The following is an 11,970-nucleotide window of genomic DNA, read 5'->3' as shown; positions in this document are numbered from 1 at the left end:
TGGCGGAGATATTTGCGCGCGCTTACCAAACGGTCAGTGCGCGTTGTCTCTGTCCGTCCTGGTTCCTTTTGGCGCGGCAGCCTGTGGGCTGTGGCGGTCCTGGCGTTGCTGCTGGGCATCGGCTGGCGTCTGTTCGACGACTGGGTCGCCGATACCGAGTTGCCGCTGACCCTTGCCGAAACCTCGGTCGAGGTTATGGATCGCGAGGACCGCCTGTTGCGGGTCTACCCGGTTGGGGATGGCATCTGGCGCATGGCGCTGCAACTGGATCGGGTCGATCCCCGGTTCACCGAGATGCTGATCGCCTATGAGGATCGCCGGTTCTGGTCGCATCCGGGGGTGGATGTTCTGGCACTGATGCGCGCGGGTGGGCAGGCGGTGTGGCATGGCCGGGTGGTATCGGGAGGCTCGACGCTGACGATGCAGCTGGCGCGTCTGCTGGAGGATGGCTCGACCGGGCGCTGGTCCGGCAAGTTGCGGCAGATCCGGGTGGCCTTGGCGCTGGAGCGACGCCTCAGCAAGGCAGAGATCCTGAGGCTCTACCTCACCCATGCGCCCTATGGCGGCAATATCGAAGGGCTGCGGGCCGCCAGTTACGTCTGGCTGGGCAAGGAACCGCGAAGGTTGACGGCTGCAGAGGCGGCGTTGCTGGTGGCGCTGCCGCAATCCCCGGAAAGCCGCCGCCCGGATCGGGCGCCCGAGGCCGCGCGACAAGCACGCGCGCAGGTGCTGTCGCGGATGGTTGCTGATGGTGTTCTGGACAGCGAAAGCGCCAAGATCGCAACCAAGGCGCGCCTGCCCCGGCAGATGGCTGCGATGCCCCGGCTGGCGCCGCATCTGGCCGACCGCGCCCTGTCCGTAAATCCCGGCGCCCGGCGCCTGTCTCTGACGGTGCAGGCCGATCTGCAACAGCGGATGGAGCAGCTGGTACAGGCGGCGGCGCGGCGCAGTGGCGCGCGGCTCTCGGCGGCGCTGATGGTCGTGGATCACCGGAGCGGAGAGGTGCTCGCCTCGGTCGGATCCCCCGGGTACGCCGATCAGGGGAGGCAGGGATTTGTCGATATGACACAGGCGCTGCGCTCTCCGGGCTCGACGCTGAAACCGCTGGTCTACGGGCTGGCCTTTGATCGCGGGCTGGTGCACCCCGAGACGCTGATCCATGACGGTCCGGTGGATTTCGACGGCTACGCGCCGCAGAATTTTGATGGAGTCTTTCGTGGCGATCTGCGGGTGCGCGAGGCGTTGCAGCTGTCCCTGAATATCCCGGTGGTAAAGCTCACGCGCGAGCTGGGGGCGGCGCATCTGATGGCGGCCCTGCGCCGGGGCGGTGCCAGCCCCCGATTGCCCGGCGGTGGCAAACCGGGGCTGGCGATCAGCCTTGGCGGGCTTGGCACCTCGCTGCAGGATTTGGTGCAGATCTATACCGGGCTGGCCGCGGGCGGGCAGGGACCGCCGCTGCGGGTGCTGCGGGGGGCGTCGCAGCAGGATCGCCCCCGGATGATATCGGACGTTGCGGCCTGGCAGCTGGGCGATGTGCTGCGCGGGCTGGCGCCGCCACCCGGGGCACGGGCCGGTGTTCTGGCCTATAAGACCGGCACGTCCTATGGCCACCGCGATGCCTGGGCGCTGGGCTGGGACGGGCGCCATGTGATCGGCGTCTGGATGGGCCGGGCGGATGGCACGCCGGTGCCGGGGGCCTTTGGCGGTGATCTGGCAGCGCCGGTGCTGTTCGAGGCCTTTGGTCTGCTGAAACCCGATTTTGACGCGCTGCCACCGCCGCCCGCCTCGACCCTGATCCTGTCGGCGGCGGAATTGCCCGCGCCGCTGCGCCGCTTCCGGGCACGGGACGCGGTATTCGAACCGGCAGAGAATGCGCCGCAGATGCTGTTCCCCCCGAATGGCGCCCGGCTGGCGCTGGAGGGCGCCGGGCTGCCGGTCAAATTGCGCGGCGGCACTGCGCCTTTCGTGGTACTGGCGGATGGAAAACCGGTGCTGCAGGGGCAGCAGGCGCGGGAGTTCGAAATCCCCAGTCCCGGCCTTGGTTTTTCCGATCTGGTGGTGGTCGATGCGGCGGGCCGCTCGGCCCGGGCCGCGATCGAAATCGACTGATAGCAGATCTGCGGCCGGGGTCAGCCGCGTCCTTCGCGCAGCCAGCCTGCGGTGATCAGCGCGGCAATAACCAGCAGCACCAGCCAGGCAGGCAGCAGCGGATGCTGTGACACCGACAGGGTTTCATAGGCCTCGCGCGGGGTCAGACCGATCCAGCCACGTCCGGCGGCCGGGCGCCCCTCGCGCACATCGCGCAGACGCGGAAGACCGTCCTCCAGCCGCAGGATACCGCCCCGCGCCGCAGCGACCACCGGGCGCAGCACCTCGCCGGTGGCGACGGTTTCGCCGAACTCCCGGGGCGCCGCCGGACCCAGTCCGATGACGGCAGAGGCGTCGCCTTCGCTGAGGTGGTACAGGCCGATCTCGGCGCCCGTATAGCTGCCCTGCCAGACACCGGGGGCCCGTTCCTGCAGGTCCAGCACCGTCTCGGACCCATCCGGCGCGGTGATGGTGACGGCGCCGATGCTGTCCTGCAGCGTGCGCCGGGTGATCTGCATCTTCTGTCCGGTGGCCTCGGCGGTCAGAACCTCTTCCTCCAGCTCCGGCTCTTTCATCATCCAGTGGGCAAGGCGGCGCAGCAGTTCCAGCTGCGGCCCGCCGCCTTCGTAGCCCCGGCTCCAGAGCCAGGCATGATCCGAGGCCAACAGCGCCACGCGTCCCTCGCCTTCGCGGTTCAACACCAGCAGCGGCCGGTCCTCGACACCCTCCATCAGAACATGTCCCTGCGGTTCCTGCAGATCGATCTGGCGCAGCCAGCGGCCCCACGTCCCGTCTGTGCTTTCCCGTTTCAGTCCCGAGGTGACAGGGTGGCGGGCGCCAAGATCGGTGACCTGGGGCAGATAGGGCTGTTCAAAGACCCGCGCCGTGGGGCTGGCGGGCAGGACCGCCGACAGGGGGCTGCGGTAGATGCTGGCGGCGCTGGCGAAATCCGGCCCCGCCGCGATCAGCACGGCGCCGCCCTTGGCCACGTAATCGGCGACGTTGTCGAGATAGATCGCAGGCAGAATCCCACGCCGTTTGTAGCGGTCAAATATGATCAGGTCGAAATCGTCGATCTTCTCCAGAAACAATTCGCGCGTGGGAAAGGCGATGAGGCTCAGCTCATCCACCGGCACCCCGTCCTGTTTTTCCGGCGGGCGCAGAATGGTGAAATGCACCAGGTCCACCGAGCTATCCGATTTCAGCAGGTTGCGCCATGTGCGCCCGCCGGGGTGCGGTTCTCCGGACACCAGCAACACGCGCAGGCGGTCCCGCACGCCGTTGATCTGGATCAGCGCCGTGTTGTTGCGGGCAGTCAGCTCTCCGGCAGCTTCGGGTACCGAGAATTCGATCACGTTGCGCCCGCCATGCGGCAGGGCGATGGGCAGTTCGAAATCGACACCGACCGGCAGGGTGAACCGTTTCGGCTCGGCGCCATCGATCGCAATTTCCAGCGGCGCGGTTGCGGCGGCGTCGGGCGCGGCGCCCTGATCCTCGATCCGCAGCGTCAGGGTGACGGGTTCTCCGATGATGCCAAAGGCGGGCGCGTTGCGCACCACAAGGCGGCGGTCCCAGTCGCTGTCTTTGCCGGTCAGCAACAGGTGCAGCGGCGCAGGCAGCTCGGGGGCCTGATCGGCATCGTGGATCTGACCGTCCGACAGGGCGATGATCCCGGCGATCCGGCCACGCGGCGCATCGGCCAGCGCATCGGAAACCGCCTGCATCAGGGCGGTGCCGCTGTCATCGGCGGCATCCGGCAGGGTGACCCAGCGCGTTTCGGTATTGGGGCGGGCCTCTAGCGCCTGACTCAGCTCTTCTTCGGCCTCGGCCATCTGCTCGGGCCGGGCAGGCAGGCTCTGGCTGGCGGTTTTATCGGCGACCACCACCACGATATCGCTTAAGGGGGCGGTGTTTTCGTTCTGCACCACTGGCCCAGCGAGCATTGCCAGCAGGCCAAGGGCGGCGCCCGCGCGCAGCAGCCAGCCGCGCATCCGCGCCCAGATGGCCAGCGCTAGGCCCAGCACCGTCACGGCGGTGAGCGCCCAGATCACGGGCCAGGGCAGCAGCGGGTCGAACAGGATCGTCTGCGTCATCGTCGTGGCCCCTATTGCCCCAGCCGTTCCAGCAGCGCTGGAACATGGACCTGATCGGATTTGTAATTGCCGGTCAGCACATGCATCACCAGATTGACGCCAAAGCGCAGCGACAACTCACGCTGACGCTCACCGGCATAGCCGCGCCCGACCGGGCGCAGTGGGCGGCCATTGCTGTCCACCGCCCAGGCCGAGGCCCAATCGTTGCCGCCGATCACCACCGGTGTCACCCCGTCGTTCAGCGTGCGAAAGGGGATGCCTTCGTCTTGCTCTGCATCGGGCGGCGCGGCCTCGACCCAAAGCGGGCCGCGCGGATGGCGGCCGGGGAAATCCTGCAGCAGGTAGAAAGTGCGGGTCAGCACGTGGTCCTGGGGCAGTAGCTCCAGCGGCGGAATATCCAGCCCCAGCGCCAGTTGTTGCAAGCGGCGCGCCTCGGGGCTGGTGGCGCCGACGGCGGCCAGATCGGCGTCGCGGGTGTCAAACAGGATCATGCCGCCGCTGCGCAGGTAGGCGTTGAGCCTTGTGTAGGCTGCGGCCGAGGGCATTTTCTGATCCGCCGTCACCGGCCAGTAAAGCAGAGGGAAGAACGCCAGCTCGTCCCGTTCCAGATCGACGCTGGCGGGCGTTGATGGCTCGACTGAGGTGCGGAAGAACAGCGTATCCGACAGGCCCTGCAGACCGGCCCGGGCGATCCGGTCTACCTCTGGATTGCCGGTCAGCACATGCGCCAGCGTCAGCTCGGCGGCCAGCGCGACCGGATCGGCGGCGCCACTTTCCTGCGCTTGGGTCGGACGTGGTGATATCGCGCCAAGCGCAAGCGCCGCCGCGAGCAAGGGCACAAGGGCGGTGCTGCGCCGCAGTTGCGCCAACTGGCCAGAGACCAGCAGGGTCGCCAGCACATCCAGGGCCAGCAGCACAAGGGCAAGCCCCAGCAAGGCGCCGCCAAGCGGACGCTCCTGCGCCGCGCTGTAGCCGGAAACCGGAACCGAGGCAGGCCAGGACGCCGCCGTCAGGCTGTCGCCCGCGCGCAGAACGTTGCGTGCGAGGGTCTGATTGCCACCATCATATAGGCCGGGCTGCAGGGCCGGGCCTGCCGGGGCGGCGACCAGATCGGGGCCTTGCACGCCGGGCAGGGTGCCTGCCTCGCGGCTGCGGCCAAATCCATCCAGCACGGAAACGGGCCGCCAGACGGTGCCTTCCAGGCTGGTTGCCTCGGGCGTGCCGACGGCGGAGGAGACCGCTAGCCGTTCCAGCATCTGCACGAACAGGCCAGAGAGCGGCAGGCTGCTCCATTCGGCATTGGCGGTGACATGGAACAGCACCACCTGCCCCTGTCCCAGCGGCTTGCGGGTGACCAGCGGGGTGCCATCGCCAAGGGCGGCGATCACCCGGTCGGCAAGGGATGGGTCCGGCTGGGCCACCACCTGCGCCGAGACGGTGACTTCCTCTGGGGTGCGCAGCCCGGCAAAGGGAGAGTCATCCTCGAAAGGCGCCAGCGTCTTTGGCTCACCCCAACTCATGGCGCCGCCGATGCTGCGTCCGCCAAGGCGCAGGCGCACCGGCATCAACGGTTCTTCCTCGCTGCGGGCGGTATCGCTGGCGGCCAGACGGGGGCCGGCGAAGCGCACCAGCAACCCGCCCTCTTCGACCCAGTCGATCACCGCTTGTTCCTGCGCCGGGGGCAGGCGTGCGACATCGGCGAGGATGATCACATCGGGGTTGGCGGGCAGCAGATCGCTGAGCGCGCCTTCCAGCAGGTCCGCCGTGGGCGCCAGTGCCTGACGGAGGTAGTGCAGCGGCGACAGCAGCGCGAGGCCCTCGTCTTCGCTTTCCGAGGCGATCAGCGCGACCTCGCGGCGGCGCAGCCCGTCATCGGCAAGGGCCACGGCCCCGGCGCTGCGCTGGCCTGCAAGTTCAAACCGGGTAATCCGGGCGCGTAGTTCGGACGGCAGGGACAGGCGGACGCTGGCGTTTGTGGCGCCTGCCTCGAAACGGGCGGTGGCCTGAGCGAGGCTGCGCAGGGTGCCGCCGGGATCGCGGCCCCGGGCCTGCACCATCAGATCCAGTGCCGGGCCGGGCAGGCTACGCTCCACCGTCAGTTCCAGCGCGCCATCAGCATAGCTGGGCGGTGCCAGCGCAAAGGCGGCGCCGGGCTGCTCCAGTACCTGCAGGGCGCCGCGGTCCGTCAGCGCCTCGGTCAGCCGCTCCCGCCCGGGATAGTCCAGCCCGTCGCTGAACCAGAGCGTGTCAAAGGCTTCTGTGGCTTCGGCAATATGCGTGAGTGCCTGATCCACCTGATCCGGGGCCGGTTGCCAGGGATTGGGGGTGAGGCCGGCGACCTGCCGAGCCCAGTCGCTGGCCGCAAGGAATTGCAGCGGTTGCGGATCGCTCAGCCGCAGGACGGCGACGGTGCGGTCGCCGCGCCCGGCTTCCTCCAGCCGCGCGGTGATTTGATCGCGGGTCTCCTCCCAACCATCAGACCCGGCCCAGGTGGCATCCAGCACCACCAGCAGCGGTCCGCTGCCGCTGTCGCGTTCTTCCGGGTTCAGCACCGGACCGGCCAGACCGATGATCGCTGCCGCCAGCGCCAGCATCCGCAGCAGCAGCAGCCACCAAGGGGTGCGGTCGGACAGGCTTTCGTCATCGCCAAGGCCCAAGAGCAAGGTCACGGCGGGAAAGGCCTGCCGCCGCGGTGCAGGCGGCACAGCGCGCAGCAACAGCCACAGGATCGGCAGAGCCAGCAGGCCCAGCAGCAGCCAGGGATAGGCAAATCCGATACCGGCAATCAGGGTCATGCGGAGGACCTTTCCAGCGCGTGATAGAGCCACATCAGCGCAGCCTGGGCGCTGTCACCCGTGTGATGCAGACCCAGCCGCCAGCCTGCGGTGCGGCACAGCGCTTCCAGCGCGTCGCGCCGTTCGGCCATGCGGTCCAGATAGCGGTCACGCAGGGCCGAGGCCTTCAGCGTTTCATGCACCAGCCCGCCGGTCATGCTGTGAAACCGGGTACGCCCGGCAAAGGGAAAGCTTTCCTCGCTTGGGTCCAGAACCTGCAACAGCACCCCGCGCACGCCGCGGTCGGCGGCCTTGCTCAGCGCCAGCTGCAATTCGTCAAAGGGGCCAAGGAAATCCGAGATGAACAGGGCGCGGGCATGGGGCACCATGGCGCGGTGCTCGGGTGGTGCGTAATCGGCGTCGTCCTCGCGGCTCAGCATCTCGGCCAGACGCAGGATCTGCGCTTTGCCACTGCGCGGGGGCAATCTACCGCCAGTGAGGCCCACGCGTTCGCCGCCGCGTAGCATCAGGACCGACACCGCCAGCGCCAGCAGGCGCGCGCGGTCGATCTTTTGCGGCAATTCGGGGCTGGAGGAAAACCGCATCGAGGCGCCAAGATCGGTCCAGACATGCACCGTCTGGGCGATCTGCCATTCCCGTTCGCGCACGAATTGCACATCGCCCCGGGCCGAACGCCGATGGTCGATCATGCGGCGGCTGTCGCCCTGTTGCAGGGGACGGTATTGCCAGAAATCATCGCCAGTTCCGGCGCGCCGCCGCCCGTGCTCCCCCAAAAGGACAGCACCTGCCAACATCTGCGCATCGACCAGAAGCGGCGGCAGGGCGCTGGCCTCCCCTTCGGCCCGGTGGCGCAGATCTGCGGCCGGGGCGACGGGAGAAGACGCGTCAGAGGCGGCGGGCTGGGTCACGCGGCGGCTCCGGTGCGGGTCAGCTCGGCAGCGGTGCTGTCGATCAGATCGGCCAGGCTGTCACCCCGCGCGCGGGCCGAGAAGTTGAGCTGCATCCTGTGGGTCAGAACCGGCCGGGCCATATCGATCACATCCTCGGCATTGGGTGCCAGCCGGGCCTGCAGCAGGGCGCGGGCGCGCACCGCCAGCATCAGGGCCTGGGCCGCGCGCGGCCCCGGACCCCAGGCGACCGTATCGACGACGCGCTGCGAGGCGCCCGGTTCTTCGGGGCGGAAGGCGCGGACCAGGTCCAGGATCATCTCGACAACCGAGTCGCCCACCGGCATGCGCCGCAGCAGGTTTTGGGCGGCGATCAACTCATCGGCGGTAAAGACCTGATGCGCCTCGGCCTCGCTTGCACCGGTGGTGGCCAGCAGGATGTCCCGCTCGGTCTTGCGGTCCGGGTATTGCACGTCGATCTGGAACAGAAAGCGGTCCAGCTGCGCTTCGGGCAGGGGATAGGTGCCTTCCTGCTCGATGGGGTTCTGGGTGGCCAGCACGTGAAAGGGCGTGCCAAGCGGCCGGTCTTCACCCGCGACGGTCACCGTGCGTTCCTGCATCGCCTGCAGCAGCGCCGATTGGGTCCGGGGGCTGGCACGGTTGATCTCATCCGCCATCAGGAGCTGACAGAACACCGGCCCCGGCACGAAACGGAAGGCGCGGCTGCCATCGGCGGCGGTGTCCAGCACCTCCGAGCCAAGGATATCCGCCGGCATCAGGTCAGGGGTGAATTGAATCCGATTGCCATCCAGCCCCATCACCGTCGACAAGGTTTCCACCAGCCGGGTCTTGCCGAGGCCGGGCAGTCCGACCAGCAGCCCGTGACCGCCGCACAAAAGAGTGGCAAGGGTCAGGTCCACGACCCGCTCCTGGCCGATAAAACGGCGGGTGATCGACTCCCGCGCCTGTTGCAGCTTGGCTTCGAGCGCTTCGATGTCGGCCAGCAGATCATCGGGTTCGGACATGACTTTCCTTTCACGGCGCGTATATGGTCTTAGTGTATCTCGCCCAACGGAAATGGCAAAAACAATGAGCGGACAAAACATCGTGACACCGACAGCCGACGGCATAGCAGCCGCAGCCACTGCGGCCAAGAAAGGCAAGGGTTTGCCGCCGGTCCACCTGTGGAACCCGCCGTTTTGCGGCGATCTGGACATGCGCATCGCCCGGGACGGGACGTGGTTCTACCTTGGCACTCCCATCGGCAGGTTTGAGCTGGTGCGGCTTTTTTCATCGATCCTGAAACGCGAAGGCGACAAGTATTTCCTGGTGACGCCGGTCGAAAAGGTCGGAATCACCGTGGATGATGCGCCTTTCGTCGCAGTCGATTTCGAAGCCTCTGGCGCGGGAGAGGATCAGGTGCTGACCTTCACCACCCATGTCGGCGACAGCGCCGTGGCGGGGCCGGATCATCCGATCCGGGTGGTGCGGGATCCCGAGACTGGCGAGCCGTCGCCTTACGTGATGATCCGGGCCGGGCTTGAGGCGCTGATCGATCGCAAGAGCTTTTACCGGCTGGTCGAACTGGGTAGCCATCATGACGGGTGGTTCGGCCTGTGGTCATCTGGGGAATTCTTCCCGGTCATCCCATCGGCAGAGCTGGATCAAGGCTGAAACCGCCCCAGAACTCCCACCTTTCCAGCGCGTCGCCAGGGTGCGAATTAAGCTATCGTTAGCAGGTTCTGGCATTTTGGGTAAAATAGAGTCGATTTTGTGGCAATATTGTGGCGGTTGCGTTTAATGCACCGTTTTCCCGCCCTTGGCGCCGAGTCTGCGAGGCCTTAAATCTGCGGCAAACGACAGGAGCTCCGATGCCAAGGTTTGCCGCGAATATCTCAATGCTCTTTGCTGAGTTGCCCTATCTTGAACGGTTCGCAGCGGCGGCCAAGGCCGGGTTCGACGCGGTTGAGATCCTGTTTCCCTATGAACTGGCGGCCAAGGAAACCCAGCGGGCGCTGGTGTCGAACGGGCTGGAATTGTTGCTGATGAACGCGCCGCCGCCGAATTACACTGGCGGTATGCCCGGCTATGCGGCGCTGCCGGGCGGCGGGGAACGGTATCAACGCGATATCCGCCGGGTGCTGCGCTACGCCGAGATCTTGCGCCCCGGCGCCATCCACATCATGGCCGGTTATGCGACGGGGGATCTGGCGAAACAGACCTTTATCCAGAACCTGCAGTGGGCCGCTGATCGCGCGCCGACGCAGCAGTTCACCATCGAACCGCTGAATGTCGGGGACCAGCCGAACTACTTCCTGAACGACTACAATCTGGCGGCTGAGGTTCTGCAGGCGGTGAACCGCCCGAATGTGGGGCTGCAATACGATGCCTATCACGCCCAGATGATCCACGGCGATGCGCTGAAGGTCTGGGAGACCTTCAAGGAGCATGTGGTGCACGTGCAGATCGGCGCCGCACCCGGGCGCTGTGAGCCGGGCACCGGTCCCGTCGACTTCGAAGAGCTTTTCGCCGCCATCGACGACAGCGGCTACAAGGGCTGGGTCAGCGCGGAATACACGCCTTCGACCCTGCGCACCGAAGACAGTCTCGGCTGGATGCTCTGAGCGTTTTTTGACCAGAATTCTCCAGGTGCGTTCACGCGGGATTACGATCCCGCGCCTCGGTCTGGCAATTGGTTGCTCCCTGCCACATATTCCTGCCGGAATGTGAACAAGGAGTCTTCCATGCTGCCCGCCCGTTTCGCGCCTGTTCTGTTTGGCTTCCTGTTGTCCGGGATAATGTCGGGCATCGTGATTATGGTGGCAACGCTCAGGACGCGTGGTTTCAGCGCGCAGGCCTTTGATACCTGGCTGACCTCCTGGCTCTATAGCTGGCCAGTGGCCTTCTGCGTGGTGCTGGTGGTGGCGCCGCTGGTGCGGCGCTTTGTGAACGGGCTTGTGAAACAGGGCTAGGGGCTGACCGCGCATACCGGGCGGCATGGCTGGACGGGACGGCGAAAATCCTCCAGACCTGTGGCCCACGTCCTTTGTTGCTGCAAGGTGCCCTGCCTATGATGTCTTCCCCGCCCTCTGCCTCCGTTCAGCAGGATCCCACCATCGCCGACTTTCTGGCCAAGCAGGGAGAGACGGATGCAACCCTGTTGCCCTTGCCTGGCGATGCTTCGGCGCGGCGGTATATGCGGCTTGAGGGGCGCGGCAGGATGCTGATGCAGGATCCGAGTGATCCGGCGGGGTTTGCCGGTTTCGTGTCTCTCGCGCGGCATCTGACAGAACTGGGCCTGAGCGCGCCGCAGGTCTATGGCGCCGATCCGGACACCGGCCTGGCCCTGATCGAAGATTTCGGTACCCAGACCTATAGCGTGCAGCTGGCTGCCGGGCGGGACGAGAGCATGCTCTATGCCCTCGCGGTGGATGCTCTGTTGCACCTGCACCATCATCCGCAGGCCGCATCGGTGCAGGTGCCAGCGTATGATTTGGCGACCCTGCTGGAGGAATTGTCGATCTTCTCACACTGGTTCGCGCCGACGCTGCGCCCGGACATCGAACCGGAGGCGTTCGACGCGGAGTTCCGCGATCTGTGGCGGGAGCCGCTAGCTGCGGTGCTGGATGGCCCGCGCACATTGGTGCTGCGCGACTTTCACGTCGACAACCTGATGGAGCTCAGCGACCGCGACGGAGTGCGCCGCTGCGGACTGCTGGATTTTCAGGACGGCGTGACCGGTCCTGCAGAATACGATCTTGTATCGCTATTGCAGGATGCGCGCCGCGATCTGGAACCGGGGTTGGAGCAGGCAATGCTGAACCGCTACATCGCCGCCGCGCCGGAGGCCGCCGGTGGCGCTGATGCGATCACCCGGCGCTATCACCTGCTGGGAGCGCAGCGCCATACCCGCATTGCCGGTGTGTTCCTGCGCCTGCATCAGCGCGACGGCAAACCCGGCTACCTGCACTTCCTGCCCCGCGTCTTGCGCCAGATGCAGGTGGGGCTGGATGCTGCCGGGCTGACCGAAGTGATCGCATATCTGGATCAGACGCTGCCGGGTTGGCGTGGTGCAGGTCCGGCGCTGGCAAAGGCTGGATAAGCGCC

At 66.8% G+C, this 11,970-nt stretch carries 9 protein-coding genes; 5 read left to right on the top strand and 4 right to left on the bottom strand.

What is annotated here, in order from left to right; all coding sequences use genetic code 11:
• Window positions 1-90: 90 nt before the first annotated feature.
• Window positions 91-2,109 (top strand): penicillin-binding protein 1C, encoded by a 2,019-nt coding sequence (gene pbpC, locus AC5SSZ_RS20470; protein ID WP_495439795.1) that lies wholly within the window; start codon window positions 91-93, stop codon window positions 2,107-2,109.
• Between the two features lie 20 nt (window positions 2,110-2,129).
• On the opposite strand, the gene AC5SSZ_RS20465 is transcribed toward pbpC, so the two are convergent.
• Genes AC5SSZ_RS20465 through AC5SSZ_RS20450 form a run of 4 tightly spaced genes read right to left on the bottom strand, consistent with a single transcriptional unit; the run spans window position 2,130 to window position 8,888 of the window.
• On the bottom strand, window positions 2,130-4,181 hold the full coding sequence (locus tag AC5SSZ_RS20465; protein WP_495439794.1) for a hypothetical protein: 2,052 nt from the start codon (window positions 4,179-4,181) through the stop codon (window positions 2,130-2,132).
• 11 nt (window positions 4,182-4,192) lie between these two features.
• Window positions 4,193-6,976 carry a DUF4159 domain-containing protein gene (locus tag AC5SSZ_RS20460; protein WP_495439793.1) on the bottom strand — a complete coding sequence of 928 codons (2,784 nt, stop codon included), beginning with the start codon at window positions 6,974-6,976 and terminating at the stop codon, window positions 4,193-4,195.
• Window positions 6,973-7,884 (bottom strand): DUF58 domain-containing protein, encoded by a 912-nt coding sequence (locus AC5SSZ_RS20455; RefSeq protein ID WP_274837940.1) that lies wholly within the window; start codon window positions 7,882-7,884, stop codon window positions 6,973-6,975. The genes AC5SSZ_RS20460 and AC5SSZ_RS20455 overlap by 4 nt, the downstream gene beginning before the upstream one ends.
• Window positions 7,881-8,888 (bottom strand): AAA family ATPase, encoded by a 1,008-nt coding sequence (locus AC5SSZ_RS20450; RefSeq protein ID WP_274829463.1) that lies wholly within the window; start codon window positions 8,886-8,888, stop codon window positions 7,881-7,883. Before AC5SSZ_RS20450 ends, AC5SSZ_RS20455 begins: the two co-directional genes overlap by 4 nt.
• Before the next feature lie 64 nt (window positions 8,889-8,952).
• Between AC5SSZ_RS20450 and AC5SSZ_RS20445 the strand changes: the two genes are divergently transcribed.
• The 4 genes from AC5SSZ_RS20445 (at window position 8,953) to AC5SSZ_RS20430 (ending at window position 11,965) form a co-directional block, all read left to right on the top strand.
• On the top strand, window positions 8,953-9,537 hold the full coding sequence (locus AC5SSZ_RS20445; protein ID WP_274829464.1) for a DUF1285 domain-containing protein: 585 nt from the start codon (window positions 8,953-8,955) through the stop codon (window positions 9,535-9,537).
• Between the two features lie 197 nt (window positions 9,538-9,734).
• Entirely contained in the window at window positions 9,735-10,487 is a 753-nt protein-coding gene (locus tag AC5SSZ_RS20440) for a hydroxypyruvate isomerase family protein (protein WP_274867774.1), read from the top strand.
• A gap of 120 nt (window positions 10,488-10,607) precedes the next feature.
• A complete protein-coding gene (locus AC5SSZ_RS20435; RefSeq protein WP_065272240.1) occupies window positions 10,608-10,835 on the top strand; it encodes a DUF2798 domain-containing protein in 228 nt (75 codons plus the stop codon).
• A 98-nt stretch (window positions 10,836-10,933) separates the two neighbouring features.
• Entirely contained in the window at window positions 10,934-11,965 is a 1,032-nt protein-coding gene (locus tag AC5SSZ_RS20430; protein ID WP_495439790.1) for an aminoglycoside phosphotransferase family protein, read from the top strand.
• Window positions 11,966-11,970: the final 5 nt, after the last annotated feature.

Source organism: Phaeobacter sp. CC-HEC084, from assembly GCF_059429255.1.
This window is presented reverse-complemented; position numbering and strand designations above follow the sequence as displayed.